The sequence below is a fragment of the Paenibacillus sp. MDV22-iso6 genome (assembly GCF_058408365.1).
This window is the reverse complement of sequence record NZ_JBZVDZ010000016.1, coordinates 1-23,308: the sequence shown is the minus strand read 5'-3', so window position 1 is coordinate 23,308 and position 23,308 is coordinate 1. Positions and strand designations below refer to the sequence as shown.

The window sequence follows — 23,308 nt, the reverse complement described above, 5'->3', positions numbered from 1 at the left end:
CGCGTAACAACGCGGACACCAACAAATCGTGACCTATATGTATACGCCGTGTACTTGCGAGCTTAACCGATTCCCATGATTCCTAGATGCCGCCCTGTTACCAAGCGCACGCTGCGCTTTTTGTTCTTTCAACATTTTGCAGCATTTAAGCTGCGAAAATGCTCTTCTGTGAATAAACTCAATACTGAATATATCTTATTCCGGTCAAAAAGAAAAGAGAGCCATAAGACATGGCTCTCTTTTCCTTCGAACCCCAATAATGTTCTCAGGCACCTTCTTCAATGACTTCTTCCTCAGTTGCTGCGCGATCATACTCAGTCAAAACAGCTGCTTGAATCTTCTCGCGAGTACCGGAAGAGATCGGGTGGGCGATATCACGGAATTCTCCGTCAGGAGTCCGCTTGCTCGGCATAGCAACAAACATTCCGTTATTGCCATCGATGACGCGAATGTCATGAACGACGAATTCGTTATCGATGGTAATGGATGCGATAGCCTTCATTCTCCCCTCAGAGTTAACACGGCGGAGTCTGACATCCGTAATTTGCATGTGTGTGTTCACCACCTTTTTCCATCAGAACTTGGTGTATAATTCCACACAGCACATACGAACTCCTTCTTTTTATAACCACAAAAATGTCCTAATTTCAGGAATTTTTTTATTTAATACACAATTCGACAATGTTAGTGCCAGGTCGATGGAAAAGAACCTTTCCCGACATGTAATTCGTCATGATTCTACAGGTCAAAATAGTTGCCAGGCTTGACGGAAATGTGTCTGCTCTTTGCATCAACCGCCGTCAGCTTCGCCAGAGATATATAATCCGTCAGCAATCGTTCCTCCGAATCAACCGATCCAGATTCTACTAATACGCCTACCCCGGCTACCGTGGCATTAAACTCGGCCAATAGGTCGATCATCCCTTGGACAGTTCCCCCAGCTTTCATAAAATCATCTACAATGAGCACTCTGGAGTGCTCACGCATTGCCCTGCGAGATAGGGACATGGTATGTAGGCTTTTATGGGACCCGGATACATAATTGATACTTACGGCCGATCCTTCCGTAGCCTGATGGTCCCTGCGCACGAGCACTACAGGCAGGTTGAGCTGGGCTCCGGTCGCATAAGCAAGTGGAATCCCTTTGGTTTCGACCGTCATCACCACATCAATATTCATATTGCCAAAGGCAGTTGCAAAAATCTTGCCGGCTTCATTCATCAATGCGGGCTGTCCAAGCAGGTCGGACATGTACAGATATTCACCAGGGAGTATCCGGTCCGGCTGCGCGAGCTGGGTAGAAAGTCGTTCTGCAAAAGCCAGTGCCAGTTCTCTGGACACCTTTGGAATCCACTTTACTCCCCCGGCTGCTCCAGCCAGTGTATGCAGTTCTCCCGAACCACCTTCTTCGAACACTTCCTTGATAATCGCCAAATCTTCACTGATCGACGACTTCGCAGCTCCATAGCGTTCGGCAAATGTAGTCAACGGAATAACCGTATGCGGTCTAGACAATAAGTACTGCGTCATTTCAACCAGCCTTGCGCTTCGTTTTAATTTCTTCACAGAGATCCATCCTCACGATCACGGAAAACATCCAAATCCGAATAATTATTTAAAAATATACCACCTTTATACGTGTTTGTACATTATAAAAGCGAATTTTAAGTTAGCATACGTACGGCATATACTTCTTTACAGAAGCCTCGTAGTCCATTGTATATCCGAGCAACCTTGGACTCCTTAGAGACCAGTCCAAACACAGTTGGACCGCTGCCTGACATTAATACTCCGTCTGCTCCAAGTCGAATCATGGCATCCTTCAGATGCTGAACTTCCGGATACAGCTTCAACGTTACGTCCTCAAGCACATTCCCCATCTGCCCGCACACTTCGGCAAAGGATTGGTTGCGAATGGCCTGCTCCATTTTGGCAGCACTCGGATGACGAACAATCTTGTCGCTACGGAAACGCCCATAGACATCGGCTGTTGACACATTAATCGGCGGCTTGGCCAAGATCACCCAACATTGCGGGGGATTCGGCATCGGTGTCAGCTTCTCCCCACGGCCTGTGGCGAGTGCTGTTCCGCCTGTAATGCAGAAAGGCACATCCGAGCCCAGTTCTGCTCCAAGTTCCTGCAGCTCTTGATCCGGAATGTTGAGACGCCAGAGGCGATTCAATCCACGCAGCGTTGCTGCTGCATCACTGCTGCCACCAGCAAGTCCGGCGGCCACCGGTATTTTTTTGTCCAGATGAATATGAACTCCGGTTTTCACGTCGTAACGCTCTTTGATAAGCCTGGCTGCCTGAAAAGCCAAGTTCTTCTCATCCAGGGGGATATATCCCGCCTGACTAGAGATAAAGATCGTGTCACGAGGCAGCTCAGACATTTCCAGTCGATCGGCAAGATCCACCATCGTCATGATCATCTCAACTTCGTGAAATCCATCTCTTCTTTTATGTAAAACGTCTAGCATCAAATTGATTTTAGCAGGCGCTTTTTCGTAAATTTTCAAGGCGTTCACCCGTCCTCACCTTTTCCCTAAGACAACTTAACATATTATATCAAAATGGGGCTGTCAAGTCATTTCTATTCCGCATCCATGGGGAAAAAGCGAGGTCATTCCTGCCGGATTGCCCCGCTCTCCAAACCGATTGAACCGGATTACGATTTGCGTGCCGCTTCTTCCGCAAGTTGAATGGCCCGTTTCACCATATTGCCCGCATCCTTCGCTTTGATCCCGCCCCAACCTTCCTGCTGGACGGTATCATAGAATCCTAGGTCTTTTGCCAGTTCATTCTTGAGTTCATCCGACATTACACTTCTTCTTCTCCGGCTCATGGATCATCCTCCTCGAAATAGTTCATTCATGATAAGTCCATTTGTATCCGGGACTATTTGCCTCCAGGCCAAGAAAAATGCCTTGAACCTGTCCAAATAGTATGCCGCTTCTTCCCCAGACTCATTCCTGATCAACTATGCATCTCCGATGAATCGAGCGGGATTATTGCAAAAATAAAAAAAGCGACCTGCCCAAGGGGGCAGAATCGCCGTAAATCGATACTTACGTCTCCATGTAGGAGCTATGCGTCTGGCTGCCTGGATCAAATACCATGACTTCCACCGATTCCGTAAGTATATCAGCATAACTGTAGGATACTCGCTTGAAAGTTTCTTGCTCCTCATCAAGCTTAACAATAAAAACAGAAGGGTACGTTTCTTCCAATACACCCGTACGCTCAATGGTCTTACGGCGGCCACCATTAGCCCGCAGCATAATTTTCTGACCGATATGTGCATCGAGATTGCGTTTGATATCCAATAGCGTATTTTTAGCCATTGTCGACGACCACCTCTTTTCTTGTCCATTATACCGGATTTTACAGTCATTGTCAAATCAAAACTAATTATTATATCAGTATCAAAAAGTTGTTGTCAATGAATTTTTTTGCAAACAAAAAAAGCCCCTAAATGGGACTTTCTTCTGCCATCATTAGACGGCTGATGGATTCACTTTTAACGTGGATAGATCGTTCAATCCGGGCAGACCTACCCGATAACTTCCCCGTGTCTCTACGCCACCCACACCCTGGCTACCACTAATCGTGTTATGCAAAATGTCATTCATGTTCACCGTTTCCCGCACCGACGTGAAGGCTGCCTTAGCTGCCACATAGACCGGGTCCAGGGCATGGATGAGAATTCGTCCTGGTGAACTGGCAAAGTTCGCTCCAGCCCGCAGCAAGGCCTCAAAGTGGGACTGACACGCGCCAGCTACAATCGTGAGTGCATCGAGATGACGTTCATATTGCCTAGCCACCTGAATAGCGGATACAAAGTTCTGCGAATTCTTGTAGCTTCCCAGACTATATAAGTCATAGGGCTGACGGGTCTTGAGTACCCCGTCATGGCCAGTAATGACAACGATATCCGGACGCACTTTGGGCAGCAGACGATATAAAGTGTCCGCCATGGCAGACTCGTGTACATATTGACCCTCTGCGGGAACACGAAGCTGCTCATAAAGGTTCATGCTTTTTTTTAGATAATTAGGATCGCCATCCAAGTGCAGCACTTTGCCAGGCATCTCGAAATAAGCCGGGTCTTGTTGAACAGACCATTCCTGAACCAGACCTTCACGATTGCGCTCGGCCTGTTCCATTCGATTTTGCTGCAGGCGTGAGAGCGTCTGATGTGCCTTCACATGGGCCTGCCTCGTCTTAGCACTCTGCGGTTCATAAGGAACCTGTATCAAATCGTCCACAGGGGAATCGGCTAACAGCCGGAACTCGGTCCCTTTAATGATGGCACCGTCCGACTGGAGGCCTTCCAACCGGAAAGTCACATCTCCACCGTATGACTTTCGAACGACCAAGTCTCCGATATTCATCAACATAATCACCTCTACCCCATCGTATGGGCAGAAACCCGGATTGGTTCATCCGAATTTTACAGAGCTGATCGTACCCCAGCTTCCCACATTACGGTACTGAGTGTCGCATACTCCTGCAGGCTCAATGTTTCTCCCCGTCTTGAAGGCTGAATACCGGCCTGCTCCAGCAACTGATCAGCCTGTTCTCTGTTCTCCTTCGTGAAGAAACGGGCTTTCAGATTATTGGAGATGGTTTTTCTACGCTGCGCAAAGGAAGCCTGTACCACTTCGAAGTAATGTGCCTCGTCGGGAACTTCAACCGGTGGTTGTTCACGCACCTTTAACTTAATTACAGCCGATTCCACATTAGGCTGCGGAATAAAGACCGTGGGCGGAACAATACAGACCAATTCCGGCATACTGTAGTACTGAACCGCAATGCTCAAACTGCCATAGTCCTTTGATCCTGGTGCAGCAGCCATGCGTTCAGCCACTTCCTTCTGGATCATGACCACAATGCTGTCTACAGGCAGCTTCTCTTCGAGCAGCTTCATCATGATTGGCGTCGTTACATAATAAGGCAGATTGGCTACAACACTCACTTTATCTACCGTTCCAAAATCGGTATGGAACAACTCAGCTAGATCCAGCTTCAGCACATCCCCGTGATGCACACGAACGTTTGGATAAGGCTGCATCACTTCACCCAGAATCGGGATCAATCGCTGATCAATCTCTACAGCCGTTACAGGACCGGCTACCCGAGCCAGACGTTCTGTGAGCGCGCCAATCCCTGGTCCGATCTCAAGTGCGCCCTTGGACTCGTCCAAATCAGCTGCATTTACAATTTTGTTCAATATATTTTGATCGATCAGAAAGTTCTGACCTAAGCTCTTCTTGAATGAAAATCCGTGTCTTTGAATGATTTCTTTGGTTCGTTTGGGTGTTGCAATTTCTACGGTTTCTTCCATGCCTTTCATACGCTCACAATCCTTCACGTTCAATTTGCGATAATGCTTCGGAGAACTCTTCCCGGGTAATCTGGAATACACTCAACCGCTTGTGGAACTGCTTGCCATTGCAATAACCTATGCCCAGCAGATTGCCCATCTCCATACGACGTGCAGCAGCCTGTGGGTGCACAATCAGTCCCGCCGCAATCAGATCCTCCCAATCAATCAGACTGGGTGCGCCTTCATATGACGTGTGTACACGTGCTAATGCATGACGAATCGCCTCCGGTGAAGCGTTCTCCACTCCGATGTCGCCTTTGCGCGTAGCATCTGCCTCCGGAATGAAAGCATGCTTGCAACCAGGTACTTTATTGGCGATGATTTTACGAATACGTTCACCAGCATGATCCGGGTCTGTCAGTACGATGACACCACGTCTCTCTTGAGCAAGTGCGATCCGCTTTAGAATGCGCTGGTTGATGGCGGACCCACCAGTCTCGATCGTATCTGCCTGAACCGCACGTCGAATGGCTACGGTATCGTCACGGCCTTCTACCACGATCACTTCTTTTATCATGTTCCATTTCTTCCTTTCTAACGCAAAAAGAAGAGGAATATCCCTCTTCTCTGCCAAACGGCGGGGGAGACTGAATTCAGACCCCTCCGCCGCATATTCCGCATGAATCATTCATGCTTATATTTTATAGCATTCCCATTTCAAAGTAAAACGATTTTAGTTCGCTTCCGGCTTCACCGGACCAATCACATATACCGTCTTGCCTTTCTTCCGTCCGAAGTTCAGGGCATGCTTCACACTATCATAATACACATCAATTTTGTTGCCTTTAATGGCACCACCTGTGTCTTCCGCACGACGGAAGCCAAGGCCCTCGATATACACCCACCAGCCAATCGGAATGATTTTGGGATCAACCGCAATGGTACGTCCCTCAGTTACCCGAGTACCTGAAGCTGTTTTTGTGCCGATACCAGGCTCTTCAGAAGAGTATGCCGTCATGGATACATTTTTCAAGACTTTTGAATATTTAAAAGAACTGCCTGAGACGGTAATTACTTTGCTGCCCGAGGCAGCGGTTTTCTTCGAGTTCGTGGTTGTTGCTGTTTTTGTCGTGGAAGTCTGCGCCGATACCGTCTGAATCACTGGCTCTTTCACAACAGGTTTGGCTTTGGTACCAATGGCAATCACTTTATCGACGCGATTCGTTGCGACCGATTTACCCACCATTTTTTTGGAGACCAATTCTCCATCCTGAAACACTTTTTCAATATGCTGTACAAGTGTGCCTTCTTTACCGCTCACAACGACACGATTGTCGCCTTTGTACAAGCTAGGGTCAGCCGTTTTGATCACTTTATAAGCAATCGGATGTTCCACTTCCACCGTACGCTTTGTTACCCGCACTACACGGATTTTCATATCCGCTTCAATAGTGGTTCCAAGCGCCGGATATACTTTGTCTTCACTTGCAATTTGAATACCTGATTTTTTAATCGCATCTTTTACCGATGAATCGGTTGTATACAGAGTCTTGGTGTCCCCGTCTGCCGTAATATTAACTGGAACGGCCCGCTCAATAACGATGCGGTCTCCATCTGTGATCGCCCCATTCAAGGGCATGGATACCTGATCGTGAGGGCTGACTGTGATTGACTGCTCCTCCAGCATTTCCTGAAGCATTCCTGTACGAGTCTCTACCGCTTGAGCTTTGCCATCAATAACCAGTGAAATTTGTTTCCCGGCCTGACCGTAAACGACTAACAAGATCATGATTGTAAGCGCAATTGAGAAAATCGCGATCAATGCCATTTGACGCAAGTTCTCATGCTTCCACCGCAACGCGAAAGACTTACTGGATGATCGTGACTCATGGGTCTCTTCTGGTTGGAATGTGCCCACTTCTCCGTCCTCCTTCATAGCCTCGCCGTCTAAAGTAATGCATGATGTCTTTGACGCGACTATACCAAATTTTCTACAGAACACAGATCGGACCAACATAATCCGGTTCTGCACCATGAATCAATCTTCGCAACATGATGTCATCCTCCTGAATACTTACCGTATGATGACAGTATTTCTTTTATTCAAAAACAAAAAAGCCAAAGAAAGAGTTTAAGAGGAACTCTTTCGTGGCTTCCGAATGATTCTGAATATCGGAAATTCATGCACGAGGTTGCCTCTCTTTTTCCGCTTGCGAGGTTAGCTGTCGGGTTCGGGCGAAAGAGAGCCGCCCTATCTCCGGTCATCCGCTCATGGCGGACGCCCTTGAATTCACCCCGAGACCCAAAGAAGAAATCAAATACGGCTTCGCAGATTCATACGCTGCTTTTGGGTCAGCGCATGTTGCGCATCGGCTGCAATCACCGATGTTTAAGCCCTATTGGTTCCCCCGCTCTCCGTTAACGGAGACTCAGCGAGACTGATTCATGAAAGTAATGTTGTTTCATCGGAAAGTGTCCCTTTGTTCATCCCCCGAACATCTGTCCAATTTTCCGCACAACAATTCACTGAAAAGATGATATCCTGTTTCTATGCATGTTGTAAAGCGTTGTTCAAGTACGTTTTTCTAAATATTTGGTTAAAATATTGTAATATTCTTGATTTATTTGGATCAAAAAGCAAATTAACTCCGCCTAACTCACTTTTTCACCCGTTTTGCTCGATCTTTTAACGAATCCCAAATCGTTCCATGGCATTTTTGGTCGTTATTGCTGCAATTTCCTCTATCGAAATGCCTTTAATTTCCGCAGCTGCTTCTGCAACCAGACGTACATGCGCTGTCTCATTTCGTTTTCCACGATAAGGGTGCGGTGTCAAATAAGGAGCGTCCGTTTCGATGAAAAATCGGTCCATAGGAACCTTCTCAAGTACCTCTTTAGGCTGCTTCGCATTTTTGAACGTGATTGGCCCTCCGAAGGAAAGATGAAAGCCTAAATCCAGACACATTTTCGCCGTTTCCCAGCTGCCAGAGAAGGAATGCATGACACCGCCTACTTCTCCAGCTTTCTCTTCACGCAAAATCTTTACAATATCCTCATGCGCATCCCGGTTGTGAATGACAATCGGCATATTCAACTCACGGGCAAGACCAATCTGTTGTCGTAATACGCGATGTTGAACCTCTTTCGGGGAAGTGTCCCAGTAGTAGTCTAGACCAATTTCGCCGATGGCTACCACTTTTTCATGCTTGCATAAAGATGCAATCCATTCCAGATCACCCTCTTGCATTGTGATTGCATCCACTGGGTGCCAGCCTACGGCAGCATATATAAATTCATAGGTTTCAGCCAGCTTCATCGTGGTTGGAATGGTCTCCCGGTTAAAGCCCACATTAATCATGCGACCAACGCCTGCATCCACAGCACGCTGAATCATTTCCTCGCGGTCCTCGTCGAATTGTGGTGCATCCAGGTGTGTATGTGTGTCGAACAACATCATGCTGTATTTCTCCCTTCTTGTCGAATAAACGACTATCTCTATTTAATCCATCCTGCAGTCTTAACCAGAACATAACTATTACTAAATTGGATCATGTTTTTTTTATATTTCTTTCATTGTTTGTTGAGCACAACATGTAGAACGAACAAGTTCCTTCATATCTATATGTGCTCATTTTTAGGCAATCGGGTTGTATTCTAATTACTTTGATTACAAAATTATGTCGATCTACATGTACTCTCCATTAAAGCAGATTACTGTATCATGAAAAATAGCTCTTTTCGAAAGCTTTTTTACATCATGATTCTTGAACAGCATTGCGCATCATTTAATGGGAGAAATAGGGGCGTATATGGGACGGTAATTCATGAACAATCGCATCCACCTTATTTTGCGGATAATACAAATGATGCTTTCCACGATGAAGACCACTGATTGAACGGACAATGTCGGACACCTCTGACAACTCATGTAACTTGTCTTGCCGATCAAGCAGCAGAATCTGCTTGTCCGTGGATTCATCCGGACGAAACACATCATACGGATTATCCGTTGGAAAATCAATTTCAAGATCATACTCGGGATTGAGACCGGCTACAGTGAAGGCTTCCCGAATCTCTTCAATCATGTTTACGTCGATCTGTTCAATCTCTACATACTTATATAATTTGCGATCTATAAATCGTTCGCATAACTCACTCAGAACAGCATCGTCCTCTTTGCGCCACTGCATAAATGCCGTCTGAATCAAAGCTTCGTCCAGTTGTAAATATTCATCCACCGATAGATCTCCAGCGAATAACTGGGGTAGTGGATCAATCATGAAGCGGAATTGAAAACCTTGCTGTATGAGACTTTTTGCCCGCTTAAATATTTGCCGCAATATAATTTCCGAACTTCGGGTAACCGGATGAAAGTAAATTTGCCAGTACATCTGGTACCTGGACATCAAGTAATCCTCCACGGCGTGCATGCCCGACTCCTTGACCACAATTCGTCCGTGATATGGACGCAGCATACGCAAGATACGGTCAAGGTCAATCGTCCCATAGTTTACACCTGTAAAGTAGGCATCCCGAAGCAAGTAATCCATGCGGTCCGCATCGAGCGGACTGGTAACCAAATTAACAACAATAGGTTGCTCATACGTTTTTTGAATAACAGAAGCCACTTTCTCGGGAAAATCAGGAGCATACCGTCTTAAGATCGCCCCTACTTCGGTATCACCTGTAATGATCCGACAAGTCCAATCCTCATGATTCATATCGAAAGCTTCTTCTATAGAGTGAGAGAATGGCCCATGTCCAAGATCATGGAGCAATGCTGCACAAAGGGCTACTGTTTTTTCCTCCTTTGGCCAATCTGAATAGTGACTTCTTTCGAATTGGGAAATAATCTTACGTGTAATTTCGTAGACGCCCAAGGAATGTGAGAAGCGGCTGTGCTCTGCACCATGGAAAGTAAGAAACGATGTTCCCAATTGACGGATTCGGCGTAAACGTTGAAACTCGGGCGTGTTGATCAACTGCCATATAATCGGATCTTGCACATGGATATAATTATGTACCGGATCTTTAAACACCTTTTCTTCCGTTAAACGCTGTTCCATGTCTATTCACTCCTTTAAATATCGTTTGTATTTGTCGCTTTTCAGTATAATACCACCAAGGATTCGACATGCTTTGACGAATCTTGTCGAATAAGGTAGTTTTGTCGTTTTCCAAATCGACAAAGATGACATTGATGTTTAAATACGAAAAATGGCTTCCAATCCCTTACCACTCGTAATCTTATCAAAAACAGCCTTTATTTTAAGCTAATTTTAAGGTTGACTGTTTTGGGAATCGTTGGTATGATGAGTATCATAAAACATAAAATAATGTCGAATAATGACAATGATCGTTAGCTGAGAGGAGCACTGATTATAATGATGAAATCAACAGGTATTGTAAGAAAAGTGGATGAACTGGGACGGGTAGTTATTCCAATCGAATTGCGCCGTACGCTCGGTATTGGTGAAAAAGATGCTCTTGAGATCTATGTTGACGGCGAGCGCATCATGTTGAAAAAATACGAACCAGCTTGTATCTTCTGTGGCAATGCAGAGAACGTTACTTATTTCAAAGGTAAAATTGTTTGTAACGAATGTATTTCCGAAATCCCTGCACCTGTGACAAAATAAGAAATATCAGGTATAATGGTCTTATTAAATTGTTATTTCTAACCTTTTTATATTCCTTGATCGCCTTCCCGGTGTGAACCCCACCGTTGGAAGGTATTTTTTTGCTTTATTATTGGTTTTCATTACCCAAAAAATCGAGCTACGAGTCTGTTCAACTCCAAAAAGAAGAGCGGTGACGTTCGTAATATATTTTTTCTCCGCTCTGCTTGTTTCATATTCCATTAAGGTTGGATCTAAGGTCCCTTTAAGTTTATGTTCCCTATTCCAGCATATTTTTGTTGATTCGTTATTAAATTAAAGCGTTATATACATCTCGTTTCGTCAAACCTCGATCCGTTGCCGTTTTCTTCATCGCATCTTTACGACTAAGTCCTTCATTCTCATAATGGCTCACATGATCCTCCAAGGACAGCAGTTGCCACCAGGCTTCCCGCTCCGCCTTACGCTCTTCTTCCCTGATACCTTCTACAAGCAAACAATATTCCCCAAGTGGCGGGTGTTCCTCAAGCCATTCTATGCAATCTTGGATACTGCCTCTTGCGAACTCCTCATGACGTTTCGTCAGTTCACGTGCCAGTACGATCGACCGATCACCCAGAATCTCTTCGAGATAAGCCAAAGTTTTACGAATACGGTGAGGGGACTCATAAAATAGCAACGTACCGTTGGACTCATTAAAAGCTTCCATCACTTTTCGCATGTCTTTTTTCTCCCGCGGCAAAAAGCCGCCGAATGTGAAACGCTCCGTCGGTAAACCAGATACGATCAGAGCTGATAACGCGGCATTGGCTCCAGGGATGGGAATGACCGTAATTCCAGCTTCAAGCGCAAGTTTTACAAGATCGGAACCAGGGTCGGAAATGGCCGGCAGACCGGCATCACTGACGAGTGCCAAATTTTTTCCTTCTATTATATAGCGTATTAGTTCAGGCCCACTAGCTCCCTTATTATGCTCATGGTAACTGAACAACATCGATGGTGTAATTTCAAAATGGGTAAGCAGCTTTCGGGTCTGTCGTGTATCCTCCGCTGCAATGATGTCGCAGCTCTGCAATGTTTTAATTGCTCGAAATGTCATATCGTCCAGATTACCGATTGGTGTTCCTACCAAATATAGTTTACCGGCACCACTCGACTGCTCCGCGTAGCTCTTCTGAATATGCAATGTCATCTATAACCCTCCTTCCGTTGTTCGTTGTGCATGCTGCGCACCGTAATATATGTCCATGATTTCTTCGCAGTATTTCCCTTCTTCATTGTAAACAATCAGTGGTGGAAGCATGCGTACCTCCGGTTTCCCATCCTTAAGCGCTTCAATCAACACCATATTGGCTTCCAAATGAGCACGGGGATGTACCATCCGAATCCGCTTTGGTTCAAGTTTGTACTCACGCATCAGAGAGAGGATCTCTCCTAAACGCTGCGGACGATGAACCATGGATACTTTACCGCCATTGCGCACCAGTCGATTGCAGGCCTGAATGACTTCCTCCAGCGTGCACCCGATTTCATGACGTGCCATTGCCTGATGAGTGTTCATCTTGAGGTCACTTCCATTCAAGGGCATATACGGAGGGTTAACCGTTATAGCATCGTATACAGCATGGCCCGTTTCTTTCACGAGTTCACGCAAATCACCTTCATGGATCGTAATGGATTCTTCCAATGCATTCAGTTGAACGCTGCGACGTGCCATATCTGCCAATCGCGGCTGAATTTCAATGCCTTCCAGACTCGCCTGCGTTCGTGTGGTCAACAGAATGGGAACAACCCCATTGCCTGTACACAAATCAAGCACACGACCCCGTTTCGGTACTGAAGCAAATCGGGCCAACAATACGGCATCCATCGAAAAACTAAACACTTCATCACTTTGAATAATCTTCAAATCATGAGAGAGCAAATCGTCGATTCGCTCCGAATCTTGCAATTTTACTGATATTTCTGTCATATGATACACTCATCCTCCGGTACTCTATATCTCAGACAAGGTTCTTAACCTTGAAAAAAAAACCGTAGGGGATCCCTACGGCCACTTCATTTATTCAAAAAAGACAGGCAGAACAGACAATCGCCTTCCGTCCGCAAATGTCCATAATAGACATTGCAGATATGGAATCCTTCGTGATACAACCGAGCCAGATTATCATATCCTTCACCTACAACATCTTCACCAGTAGCTGGACCCGCAGGCCTTGCTACCGGAGCGAGCGCCGATGCGATGGGCAAATCTGCCGGGGCCTCACGCTTCAGCAGTTTGCGTAACTGCTCATTCTCGATGGTAAGCCGCTGATTATCTTCAAGCAGCTCTTTAACAATCATTTTTAACTCTCCTAAATCACTGTGCAACTGACCCAATTGGGTTTCCATTTCATGAATGTGCGTAAACAGATTTTTCTTTTCCAAGTTTCCACCCCGAAGCAACCTTTATGGTTTACTTGATAACGACGTCATCCAGCGGAAGTTCTTTGACTTTACTGATGTCGAACAGTTGAACATGGACTGTGCGATTACCGGCATTGATGCCGACAACTTTTCCTTCACCCAAAGAGGTGACGACCAACTTGCCTACAGCCGGCAATTCTTCTCTCACACTTTCATAGTTATCATGCTCAAATTTCAGACAACACATGAGTCTTCCGCACAACCCGGAAATTTTCGTCGGATTCAGTGACAGGCTCTGATCTTTAGCCATCTTGATTGATACCGGCTCAAAGTCTCCCAGCCAGGAAGAACAACATAATACTCGGCCGCAAGGTCCGATCCCTCCAAGCATCTTTGCTTCATCACGTACACCTATCTGTCTCAGTTCGATCCGTGTCCGGAAAATGCTTGCCAGATCCTTGACCAGCTCCCGGAAATCTACTCTTCCTTCAGCTGTAAAATAAAAAATAATTTTATTGCGATCAAACGTAAATTCCACATCGACCAGCTTCATTTTCAGGCCGTGGTCTTTGATTTTATTTAAACAAGTACCGAATGCTTCTTTTGCTGCACGCTTGTTCTCATCTACGACACGGGCATCTGTCTCGCCCGCCACCCGGATGACCTTTTTGAGCGGCAATACCACATCAGACTCGCCTACTTCTTTCTTGCCAACGACAACCTTACCGTACTCTACCCCCCGCGCTGTCTCCACGATAACGCAGTTTTCTTTTTCAATGGGAAGGTCCAGGGGATCGAAGTAATAAATTTTGCCCGCTTTTTTGAAACGGACACCCACTACACTGTACAAAAAATTAACCCCCTCGTAAGCCAATCCCACTTCGTCTGAAGCCCTGTCTTCTTAGGGAACCCTCCGAAGTTATAACCGTTTGCATATGATTGGAACAAAATCTGTCCTCTCCCAGTCTTATGCCAAACCGATCAAAAATTGCTCCAGACAAAGCTGGCCATTGACATTGAAACGCAATTTTTTTCTGCATGCTGCGGCCATATCCATGTAGGAAACCCACTGCTCGGTGCTGCGGGTATGGGCCAACTGAGACAGCATGTCCAACTGATCTATAAAAACGATATGTTCATGCCTACCATACTGGACATACAGCATATCCCTGAACCATAAATGGAACAGGCTAAGCATTGTATCCAGGTGTTCTGAGAGTCCGGTTTTAAAAAGCTTCTGCTGTGCAGAGATCAATGATGTACTTCCTCTACCCAGGGACTCCTTCCCTAATTGTAACATTACGTTTCTAATTTCTGCAAACCAATTCTGCTGGAGAATTTCTCTACATGCTTCCAGTCCTGACGCTAAATGGACGGCAGAGCGAGCCAGATTGGCAGGGTGCCCTTCCGCAATCAGCGATTGCAGCATCTCTTCCGGATTCAGAGCACTGAAAGGAACCAATTGAGAGCGTGAACGAATGGTGGGCAACATCGCCTGTCCATTATCCGTAATCAAAATGCCTACCGCGGGCACCTGAGGTTCTTCCAGAAACTTCAGCAAACTGTTGGCCGCTTGAACAGTCATTTTCTCGGCCTGTTCAATAATATATACTTTGGGATGCCCCGCCTCTGATCGGTACGAAAAGATACGCTGCAGATCCCGAATTTGATCAATTTTAATGTTATTCCCATCCGGTGCAAGCATGGTTAGATCCGGATGATTTCCATGTTCCACCTTACGACATTCAAGACACTGTCCGCAGGCATCATCTTCAAGCTCTGTACAAAATATTGCTTTAGCAAATGTGATCGCCGTCTGCAATTGTCCACTGCCGGATGGTCCGCTAAACAAATAGGCATGACTTATGGCATGACGTCTCAAACTGCTCTGTAACATCTGCTTGGCTGCCTGCTGACCCATAATTTGTTGAAAGGACATACTTCCTCCTCAGAAGCTTAAATTAATAAGCATTCCCCGAATTTCTCCTACTTGCTGTAATAACGTAATCTTGCCTTCCTCTGTTTCCAAAAGCTCATCAGCCATAGATAATAAGGCAGAGTCAATCTCATCAATTAACTTGTAACGTTTCCCTCTTCCCCGACGATCCCATCCTCGCGTCTCTTTCATAGACACACCACGACGGACCGTTTCCTCCAGAAATCTTTTTACAAGCTGCTTGTATGCTTTCAATTCACGAATGGTCATGGAACGAGACAAACGGTCACCCTGCATCTGGATCTCACTTAATCGGCGGGTAAGTTCAGCCTGTGATGCCCGTTCACCCTGGTGATTCATCATATCAGAGAAATTTTTGGATTGAACCGGTTTGGAGCCGGAATCGGAAGAACTGAGTCCACTCTGCATCGGTCGGAATCCAGGATTGATTTTCATGGAAACGCCTGCTTTCTACCTTAAGTAGGCCAATCGCCCATCAGCACAGTGCGCGCGGCGCCTGTGCGTGGAGGAGACCTTATATATGTGCTAGATCATACTCTATATATAATAGTAGTTAAATATCACCACATGGATTTATTCGTTGTTAGTCAACCTCTGTCCGAAATAAGATCTTCCCTGATCGAAAAGTTTATCCGGACAGAGAACGCAATTCTTGATTACAAGAAGGACTCTCAATAGGATTTTTGGGAATTGCATCATTAAAAGTGTTCGAATCGATCTACCGGAAGAACAAACACGGTAGCTCCACCTACTTGAACTTCGACAGGTAGCGGCAGGTAAGAGTCGGTTGTTCCGCTCATCGGAGTGACTGGAGTCACGAGCTGTTCACGAACCTTACAGCTGCTGCGAATGACGTTCATTACGGATTCGACCTGACCATCATCGACACCGATCATAAACGTCGTGTTGCCTGCCTTCAAAAATCCACCGGTACTGGCCAATTTCGTAGCCCGAAAATTTGCTTTGACCAATGCGCTGGATAATCGGTTGCTGTCTTTATCCTGTATAATCGCAACAATCAGTTTCATCCTGCATAACCTCCTTCAGATAATAAGCACCTTGTGAAATGCCCTGTCTATATATTAGACAATTACTCGTCAAAATCCTTCAAAATCCCTGTCTCAAGCGACAAAATCATTGCTGCCAATACCTCTTCTTGCTTTTGAGAGGCATCGATGACCTTGATCCTGTCAGGAAACTGTTCCTTCAGCAAAAAATAGCCTTCACGCACTTTGCGGTGGAACTCCAGACTTTCGAGATCCAGGCGGTTAACTTCACGTCCATCGTGGGCATCAATGCGGGCGAGTCCTGCTTCAGGCTCAATGTCCAGATAGAGTGTGACATCCGGCATCAGTTCACCTATTGCAAACCGATTGATGGCCCAAACATTCTCTACACCAAGACCACGAGCGTATCCTTGATAGGCCAGACTGCTGTCGACAAATCGGTCACAGATAACGGTCTTCCCTGCCTTCAATGCAGGCTCCACTTTCTCTGCCAGATGCTGGCTGCGTGCAGCTGCATAGAGCAGCGCTTCGGTTCTTGCATCCATTGCCGTATGAAGAGGATTGAGAATGATGGCACGTATTTTCTCCGCAATTTCAATCCCGCCAGGTTCCCGAGTAACTACATATGGTATACCCTGTTCTTCAAAGTAAGAACCTAGCTTACTGATCATCGTTGTTTTGCCGGACCCTTCTCCCCCTTCCAACGTAATGAATTTACCTCTGCCCTGCATATGCTTCCCTGCTTTCTATATCGATAATTGCTCCTAATTGTGCTGCGATAACTACAATCTCGATCCTCTCATACTCCAGACTATGAATGAGCCCGCCCAGAGGTGTATGTTCATGATCAATCCGTAGATTGTTTCGAGTTTGGTACAAGCTTCTTATTATAATACTATACATGATCCCGCGTTAACGGTCAGCTATTCTCCAATATTTCCGATAAGGCACATAGCCTGATCAGCCGTAAATCAACCATACCCATAGAGGGAGCATGACAGAGCCGGCAATAGCACTGACAATCATGGATACGGAACTCAGCGCTACCGCATTTTCTCCATACTCAAAGGATCTTGCCATACCCAATGCGTGGGAAGCCGAGCCGAGTCCGATCCCATACGCATTTTTGCTGTTTACTCTGGCCCATTTTAAAATCATGGGTCCCAATAATATCCCCGAAAATCCGGCTATCATCACAAATAACGAAGTGAAGGATGAATTTCCTCCCACCTGATCAGCCAGTTGAATGGCAACGGGTGTCGTAATGGATTTGGGCAATAATGCGATAACGATATCTTGCGGATAACCGAGCAGCAGCGATATGGCGGCCCCTGTGGACATACCAACGATGCTTCCACCCAAGGTCCCCCCTAATATCGGGATAATATTCCGTTTCAGTACATCAAGGTGTTTCGCCAAAGGGAATGCCAGGGAAACTACAGCCGGCCCCAATAACTCCTGTATCCATTTGCCACCAAGCATATACGTATCGAGCTTAATACCGGAAATGATCAGAATCAGTACAATTACAGTCGTTGCCGTCAAGACGGGCATAAGGATCGGCCACTTCAACCTTCTATATAAATGAGTCGCCGGAATATATATAGCCACGGTCAAGGCAATCATTCCGATTCCGAGGATGAATGCGAGCATGAGATCGCCTCCTTCTTGCCTTGATGCGTCGATCTCCACGCCATGAGCCATTCACTGATTTTCGCAGACAACAGACAAGTAATTAATGTACTAACGATTAACCCCAGAACAAGCAGCAGCGTATTGGCTCTAAAAAAATCAAAATGATTGATAATGCCCACCGTGGGAGGGATAAACAATAATTGCAAATTCGATTGAAGCCAGGATGATCCTTCTTCGCCCCAACTTATTCTGATCCATCCCAGTTGAATGACGATGAATAGAAGCAGCATCCCGACAATACTTCCTGTTAACGGCAGATGCAATACAGCCTGAATCAGGTTTCCTATCCAATAAAACCCGTACATCAGTATGACTTGCAGGACTATTCCCGTATATTTTTTTAGCGGAATATCCAAAGTTTGTTCCCTTCTTTCTTATGTCCAGACAACAATGATGTCTTAACTTGTTTGAGCATTTTGCATAAATCCAAAGCGTGTCTTCTAAACTCAATTATTCCCTGATGATTTTCAATGATTGCAGCGAAGTATCAGATACACCATGGAACCTGGCTCCTTCATCTCTCAGTAGCTTAATACGTGATATCATGGCCGCACTTATTCGCTCACCAGCGTACACAAGAGGTAGGCCGGGCGGATATGGAATGACCATCTCCGCAGAGCGAAGACCTACACATTTATCAATGGATACCTCTGTTGTATCCTCTTCCATAATCGGCTGCAACGTAAACGGGATAGGCTCCGAAAAAGGAGTTCCTTCTTGAAAATTGTTCCACGTGGAAATATAATTTGCAGAATCTTTTGTAAAACGCTGTGATTGCTCCCCAAGAGATTGGCTCTGCTCCTGTTCAAGGCTGATTTGGCGTAAAGCCTGCAACAGGTGCTCGGCATCGCGCAGCGTCGAACCCAGGCTAAAGAGCAAGACGACGTATCGTTCGTCGCTCATTTCGGGCACGCAGCCGCGCGCTTCCAGCTGCTGCTGCAGCCCATAACCGCTCAGCACCCCTGTGCCGTCATAGATGACGGCCTTGAACGGGTCCTGAGCGGTGTATCCCGCGGCTGAAGGCAACGCCGCCGCGGGCAGAGCTTCAGGCCGCCCCGGTGCACCGGCGGCCTCGGACTTACCGCCAGTTGCCGGCTTCGCCCCGGCTGGCGGCTCTTGCTGCAGCAACTGAAAGCGCGGCAGCTCCGCAAGGCCGCGCTTAAAGGCGTCCACGGCGGCAAGCCCCGCCGTGAAGGCATTCGCGCCCTGCGTATGCAGCAGGCGGCGCGCCAGATCAAGCGAAGCCATCACCGGGTACGATGGGCTTGAGCTTTGCACCATAGCCAGACGCTGACGCAGCAGGGACCGGTTTAACCGTGGTCCCTGAACGTGTAGCATGGCTCCCATGGTGAAAGCAGACAGCATCTTGTGGGTCGACTGCACCACACCGTCTGCTCCGCAGGACAGCGCAGAGGCTGGCAGCTCCGGATGCTGCCCATAATGCGCGCCATGCGCTTCATCCACGAGCAGCGGCATGCCTGCCTCATGGCACACCTCAGCAATGGGCTTCAGATCAGCGCCCATGCCGTAATAATTGGGCAAAGTCACAAGTACTCCCTTTGCCTCAGGATATGCCTGGACAGCGGCCTGCACCGTCTCAAGCGACGGCATCACCGCAAGTCCACTCGCTGGATCAACCCATGGCTCCAGGAATACAGCCCTTGCGCCTGCCAGCATCAACCCGTGAATGACGGACTTGTGCACATTACGCTGTACCAGTACAAGACTATTAGGTTCATTACATACGGTCAGCAGCAAAGACAAATTACCAGAAGTACTGCCTCCGACAAGAAAGAAGCTCTCCTCTGCTCCAAAACAATCCGCTGCCAGCTGCTGTGCCTCCAATATAACCCCTTCTGGATGATGCAAATCGTCCGTCCCCGAGATTTCCGTTACATCCAGCCGCATCATCTCCAGAAACGCACTCACCGGTCCAACATCTGCTGCAGATGCGTCAGTTCCATTCCCAACATGATTCGTCAGCCCGTAAATTTCATTGCCATACCTCTCTTCCTCAGCTTGTCTGAAGCAATCCTCCCCATCAGTTACTGACCGTCCCAAACTTTGTTTTCCTTTTGCCTCACCCTCATTACGGTGAATTTCACCGGCTTCCCCATCTAACTGCTGCTGGTCCGCTTGCTCCAGTAACCTCCGATAGACTTGTCCGTTCTTGTGCCCAGGTACATGAAAAGAACGCTGCCCTGAATCACGATACGCAAGCAACGCTTCATATAAAGGTGCGGTATTTGATTTATGCTCCATTGAATAATCATCCTGTACATTCATAAATTTTGATATTGTTCGTACCAATGCTCTCTCTATACAACAGACCTCTCCAAGCATGTTTCTATCCTACGATCTGCTGTATTCAAAACGTGTAGGTAAAGCACTTCTCCTTTCATTATATCAGGAATTGTCCAGCCCCCGTGCAAACCACCGTTTCCACCGATGCAGCAGCATCATATCCAGTTACCCCATGGGTCCTTTCCATGTCCATTTTCCCCTTCTTATTTCCCTGATAGAAACAGAAAAAGGCCCCTAGGGCCTCTATGCACATTGATACAAATCAATGTGATGTTTCACTAATATGATTTAACGCTCTTTATGCGTTCTTTTGCACCCAAATCTGCTTCATCTGATGGATAAAATAATTGTACTTGGCATCCTGTGCATCCGTATGAACCATTTCTGCTTCGCAAGCGTCACATATAAATTCAGATACAATAAAAATGCCTTCTCTTTTGGTCTGTTCGCAGATAATGCATGTGTGTTCGGCGTGTCCTTCCATCAACCATCCCACCTTGTTTAACGTATTACTATCAGTATTGCACAGTTTCTATTATTTTAAACCTTTTCATAGTGCTTTCTTTCTATAAAATATATATATTCGCCTACCCCTCTATGGGTGTCTGTACCGAAAACAAACAAAAGAAAAATGCCATTCGTTCTGTACTTCAGCCAGACAGCCTACATTTGTTGCCCATTCTCCTTACCTTATAACGTAGCTAAAACCTCGCAGACCTGCAATTTCTTCTATTATATGAAAAGCATGAATGGACAGTCATTACAAGAAACATCCCCGCACTTCATTGTATTTCTCATGTGATTACCTACTCCTCCTACAGCTTTGAAAAACTTATATACTATAATCTTAAAAAAACTTGGATTTTCAGCCGATATATAATACATCACCATCAGAACCTGACAGCCAGGTCGTTCAAAGGTATACTTGTATATGATTAATCTACTTCCATATCTTGTACATCAATCTGGAGTCCATACAAGGTTCATATATGTAACTCTGCGTCATCCATTTCCTTATTTATGAAAACGAATACCTATTACAAATGAACGTGATCCCAGAAGGAGGATTTGTAATCGTATGATCGCCGAACCGGAGAATAAAGCAACCTTTTATCAATACCGGCTTCTGAAAAAAAAGGCCATTGCCCGCAGCGTAATCTTTAGCTATCTGTCTTTGCCTGTCATTATGCTTTTGTTTAATCTGTTAGCATTCTCCTGGACCGGCCTCTTCTACTTTATTCTGGCAGGACCGATCACACTATGGATTCATTATGTCATTGCCAGAACCATATTACTGCTGGTCCGTACCTCCTATGCACGTCGTTGGCGCTGGAACCTCAAAATGCCTTGGTTCGGCTATATTCCAGACCAACATTTCAGCTACCGCATGTTCGTCCGGGTCCACCTCAATATGAGCTGGATTGGGCTATGTATCATTACCGTCTGTTTAATATGGTCACCCTTGTCCTTCACCCTATCGTTGATTTTCTGGCATCTGTGGCTTCTTGTACCACGTCTATATGTTGTACTTGTTCTTTCACGCGAACGTAAGGACGGGCTTATCAAATTAAATGAACAAGATGTCTCCTACTACCTGCAATAATTGTTCTTCTATCCTTTACCTATAACCTTGCCTAACGCAATGTATAGTTGAAACCAGTAATACATAAAACGCTAAAGCTCATCCATACCTTCTATTCAAACTGACGCAACCACTCCTATGACACTCTTTCTTGATTACTGCGTCATGCTTCCAAACCTTAAAGGTTATCCACAGTGGATAACCTTTATTTATTTCACCTCTCTTTTTCCCTTATCCACAGCATGGGTATAGTTAAAACGGTTATCCCCAACGCAGTACATCCATTTCCGTTCTGCCACGTCCTAGCTTGTTGAATACCTTTTCTGATATTGAGTACGTAGTAGGCTCATAATCGACCTCCTTTCGATATCTTCCCCCTCTTCTATGTTTACTTGCTCTATAGACGACTGATACCAGCCTCTACAGGCACCTACTATCTTTGCTATCTATGCCTCATGTCTACTGTGTGAGTGCTGTAAGCCTGCCTCTCTACAGCTCCTGGTTAAGTCACCGCCAAAAGAAAACCTCCGAACGATCCATTGCTCATCTAATATGATTCATGACAGACAAAAATAAATACAAAAAGCCCCCGATCAGAGATCGGGAGCTTTACTATCATACGGACCATTACACCGTTAATTGTCGAACCATTACATCAAAACACAACTCATTCAGTCATCATCATCAAGTGATTTTACTGTCGTCTGGGCAGCTTCACTTTTCGGAACCATCACCGTGAAGAAACCATCATGTACAGCTAGATGTACAGTATGCCCTTCTTTAGCAAATACACGTAGGGAACTTGAGTCATTGGAAGTACTCTTGGCTTGCTTTTCTGTCCATCCCCAGCTCTTAATCTCGTCTAGATACACCTCAGGAATACTAGTGCTCTCACTAATACCAGATAGCGTATATCGAACATAATCCATATCCGAATTGTTTTCAGACTGGTCAGATTTATTCGCCACTTTAGGAACCGGGAAACCCTTCTCGTTTACCGCTCCTTCATAAGAAGTCCATGCAGATCCTGCTTCACCGCATCCTACAAGCACACCTATCAGGCCAAGCAAGAGAAACGAATGAAGAACTAGTCTTCGCCAACTTATCACACACACCCTCCTTTTCACAGCTGCACATTCCAGCTCTGTGGTCAGGTACTTTTAGCATATTTAACATAGTCCTATTATACTGGTTTCGAATGCGTTTTCCGTAACAAAAATGTTACCTTCATTTCAAGACTTTTTTAAGTCATTCATTTGCCCTCTTTTGAAAGACAATCCACCCTCTATTTATATCGGCTTCCAAAGCAAGAATTCAATCCATCCACCACTAGCTATTCCTGCATTTTTGCTTATAAACAAATAAAAACCACCACCGAATAACATCGGCAGTGGTTCTTTGCTTGGCGGC

Annotated in this window: 27 protein-coding genes and 1 riboswitch; of the genes, 2 read left to right on the top strand and 25 right to left on the bottom strand. The window is 45.9% G+C overall.

All coding sequences use genetic code 11. The features are described from left to right. Positions 1-265: 265 nt before the first annotated feature. From spoVG to AC4PM4_RS29430, 11 genes are all read right to left on the bottom strand, one after another. Positions 266-550 carry a septation regulator SpoVG gene (gene spoVG / locus AC4PM4_RS29480; RefSeq protein ID WP_017691372.1) on the bottom strand — a complete coding sequence of 95 codons (285 nt, stop codon included), beginning with the start codon at positions 548-550 and terminating at the stop codon, positions 266-268. 188 nt (positions 551-738) lie between these two features. After that, positions 739-1,566, bottom strand: coding sequence for a pur operon repressor (purR, locus tag AC4PM4_RS29475; RefSeq protein ID WP_064641410.1), 828 nt, complete (start codon positions 1,564-1,566; stop codon positions 739-741). A 98-nt stretch (positions 1,567-1,664) separates the two neighbouring features. After that, positions 1,665-2,519 (bottom strand): 4-(cytidine 5'-diphospho)-2-C-methyl-D-erythritol kinase, encoded by an 855-nt coding sequence (ispE, locus tag AC4PM4_RS29470; RefSeq protein WP_063567568.1) that lies wholly within the window; start codon positions 2,517-2,519, stop codon positions 1,665-1,667. A gap of 149 nt (positions 2,520-2,668) precedes the next feature. Further along, the gene (locus AC4PM4_RS29465; protein ID WP_053778930.1) at positions 2,669-2,845 is read right to left on the bottom strand and encodes a small, acid-soluble spore protein, alpha/beta type; all 177 of its coding nucleotides are present in this window, start codon (positions 2,843-2,845) and stop codon (positions 2,669-2,671) included. Positions 2,846-3,068: 223 nt separating this feature from the next. Then, positions 3,069-3,344, bottom strand: a complete 276-nt coding sequence (veg, locus tag AC4PM4_RS29460; RefSeq protein ID WP_053778931.1) for a biofilm formation stimulator Veg — start codon at positions 3,342-3,344, stop codon at positions 3,069-3,071. Positions 3,345-3,497: 153 nt separating this feature from the next. Further along, the gene (gene yabG, locus AC4PM4_RS29455) at positions 3,498-4,394 is read right to left on the bottom strand and encodes a sporulation peptidase YabG (protein WP_063567545.1); all 897 of its coding nucleotides are present in this window, start codon (positions 4,392-4,394) and stop codon (positions 3,498-3,500) included. 59 nt (positions 4,395-4,453) lie between these two features. Beyond that, positions 4,454-5,356, bottom strand: a complete 903-nt coding sequence (gene rsmA, locus AC4PM4_RS29450) for a 16S rRNA (adenine(1518)-N(6)/adenine(1519)-N(6))-dimethyltransferase RsmA (RefSeq protein WP_063567544.1) — start codon at positions 5,354-5,356, stop codon at positions 4,454-4,456. Between the two features lie 4 nt (positions 5,357-5,360). Next, positions 5,361-5,906: a ribonuclease M5 gene (gene rnmV, locus AC4PM4_RS29445; protein WP_024633704.1), complete on the bottom strand. Its 546-nt coding sequence runs from the start codon at positions 5,904-5,906 to the stop codon at positions 5,361-5,363. A gap of 156 nt (positions 5,907-6,062) precedes the next feature. Then, entirely contained in the window at positions 6,063-7,247 is a 1,185-nt protein-coding gene (locus tag AC4PM4_RS29440) for a resuscitation-promoting factor (RefSeq protein ID WP_063567543.1), read from the bottom strand. A 273-nt stretch (positions 7,248-7,520) separates the two neighbouring features. After that, a riboswitch (cyclic di-AMP (ydaO/yuaA leader) is annotated at positions 7,521-7,774 on the bottom strand. 241 nt (positions 7,775-8,015) lie between these two features. Then, complete coding sequence (locus tag AC4PM4_RS29435) at positions 8,016-8,786, bottom strand: TatD family hydrolase (RefSeq protein WP_491615213.1); 771 nt, start codon at positions 8,784-8,786, stop codon at positions 8,016-8,018. A gap of 328 nt (positions 8,787-9,114) precedes the next feature. Next, entirely contained in the window at positions 9,115-10,395 is a 1,281-nt protein-coding gene (locus AC4PM4_RS29430; protein WP_072735822.1) for an HD domain-containing protein, read from the bottom strand. 318 nt (positions 10,396-10,713) lie between these two features. On the opposite strand from AC4PM4_RS29430, the gene AC4PM4_RS29425 reads away from it, so the two are divergent. Next, on the top strand, positions 10,714-10,968 hold the full coding sequence (locus tag AC4PM4_RS29425) for an AbrB/MazE/SpoVT family DNA-binding domain-containing protein (RefSeq protein ID WP_024633700.1): 255 nt from the start codon (positions 10,714-10,716) through the stop codon (positions 10,966-10,968). A 289-nt stretch (positions 10,969-11,257) separates the two neighbouring features. On the opposite strand, the gene rsmI is transcribed toward AC4PM4_RS29425, so the two are convergent. The 13 genes from rsmI to AC4PM4_RS29360 all read right to left on the bottom strand — a co-directional run bounded on the left by rsmI (position 11,258) and on the right by AC4PM4_RS29360 (position 20,800). After that, complete coding sequence (gene rsmI, locus AC4PM4_RS29420; RefSeq protein ID WP_269055094.1) at positions 11,258-12,139, bottom strand: 16S rRNA (cytidine(1402)-2'-O)-methyltransferase; 882 nt, start codon at positions 12,137-12,139, stop codon at positions 11,258-11,260. After that, positions 12,140-12,919 (bottom strand): tRNA1(Val) (adenine(37)-N6)-methyltransferase, encoded by a 780-nt coding sequence (locus AC4PM4_RS29415; RefSeq protein WP_491615211.1) that lies wholly within the window; start codon positions 12,917-12,919, stop codon positions 12,140-12,142. It abuts the gene before it with no gap. Positions 12,920-13,005: 86 nt separating this feature from the next. Beyond that, positions 13,006-13,374, bottom strand: a complete 369-nt coding sequence (gene yabA, locus AC4PM4_RS29410; protein ID WP_024633697.1) for a DNA replication initiation control protein YabA — start codon at positions 13,372-13,374, stop codon at positions 13,006-13,008. Positions 13,375-13,402: 28 nt separating this feature from the next. Beyond that, positions 13,403-14,203: a PSP1 domain-containing protein gene (locus AC4PM4_RS29405; RefSeq protein WP_024633696.1), complete on the bottom strand. Its 801-nt coding sequence runs from the start codon at positions 14,201-14,203 to the stop codon at positions 13,403-13,405. 117 nt (positions 14,204-14,320) lie between these two features. After that, on the bottom strand, positions 14,321-15,292 hold the full coding sequence (holB, locus tag AC4PM4_RS29400) for a DNA polymerase III subunit delta' (RefSeq protein WP_063567539.1): 972 nt from the start codon (positions 15,290-15,292) through the stop codon (positions 14,321-14,323). A 9-nt stretch (positions 15,293-15,301) separates the two neighbouring features. Beyond that, the gene (locus tag AC4PM4_RS29395) at positions 15,302-15,745 is read right to left on the bottom strand and encodes a YaaR family protein (RefSeq protein ID WP_024633694.1); all 444 of its coding nucleotides are present in this window, start codon (positions 15,743-15,745) and stop codon (positions 15,302-15,304) included. A gap of 263 nt (positions 15,746-16,008) precedes the next feature. Further along, positions 16,009-16,338 carry a cyclic di-AMP receptor DarA gene (darA, locus tag AC4PM4_RS29390; protein WP_017691391.1) on the bottom strand — a complete coding sequence of 110 codons (330 nt, stop codon included), beginning with the start codon at positions 16,336-16,338 and terminating at the stop codon, positions 16,009-16,011. Between the two features lie 62 nt (positions 16,339-16,400). Then, positions 16,401-17,048 carry a dTMP kinase gene (tmk, locus tag AC4PM4_RS29385; RefSeq protein WP_091001839.1) on the bottom strand — a complete coding sequence of 216 codons (648 nt, stop codon included), beginning with the start codon at positions 17,046-17,048 and terminating at the stop codon, positions 16,401-16,403. Then, positions 17,032-17,196 carry a hypothetical protein gene (locus AC4PM4_RS29380; protein ID WP_491615210.1) on the bottom strand — a complete coding sequence of 55 codons (165 nt, stop codon included), beginning with the start codon at positions 17,194-17,196 and terminating at the stop codon, positions 17,032-17,034. Before AC4PM4_RS29380 ends, tmk begins: the two co-directional genes overlap by 17 nt. 81 nt (positions 17,197-17,277) lie before the next feature. Continuing rightward, entirely contained in the window at positions 17,278-17,970 is a 693-nt protein-coding gene (locus tag AC4PM4_RS29375) for an LrgB family protein (RefSeq protein ID WP_063567536.1), read from the bottom strand. Next, the gene (locus AC4PM4_RS29370) at positions 17,940-18,368 is read right to left on the bottom strand and encodes a CidA/LrgA family protein (RefSeq protein WP_090811948.1); all 429 of its coding nucleotides are present in this window, start codon (positions 18,366-18,368) and stop codon (positions 17,940-17,942) included. Before AC4PM4_RS29370 ends, AC4PM4_RS29375 begins: the two co-directional genes overlap by 31 nt. A gap of 94 nt (positions 18,369-18,462) precedes the next feature. Continuing rightward, complete coding sequence (locus tag AC4PM4_RS29365) at positions 18,463-20,274, bottom strand: aminotransferase class I/II-fold pyridoxal phosphate-dependent enzyme (protein WP_491615209.1); 1,812 nt, start codon at positions 20,272-20,274, stop codon at positions 18,463-18,465. Positions 20,275-20,614: 340 nt separating this feature from the next. Further along, entirely contained in the window at positions 20,615-20,800 is a 186-nt protein-coding gene (locus AC4PM4_RS29360) for a sigma factor G inhibitor Gin (protein ID WP_024633689.1), read from the bottom strand. A gap of 594 nt (positions 20,801-21,394) precedes the next feature. Here AC4PM4_RS29360 and AC4PM4_RS29355 point away from each other — a divergent pair. Continuing rightward, a complete protein-coding gene (locus AC4PM4_RS29355) occupies positions 21,395-21,919 on the top strand; it encodes a hypothetical protein (RefSeq protein ID WP_063568461.1) in 525 nt (174 codons plus the stop codon). Positions 21,920-22,569: 650 nt separating this feature from the next. On the opposite strand, the gene AC4PM4_RS29350 is transcribed toward AC4PM4_RS29355, so the two are convergent. After that, entirely contained in the window at positions 22,570-23,007 is a 438-nt protein-coding gene (locus AC4PM4_RS29350) for a hypothetical protein (RefSeq protein WP_079697642.1), read from the bottom strand. Positions 23,008-23,308 lie beyond the last annotated feature (301 nt).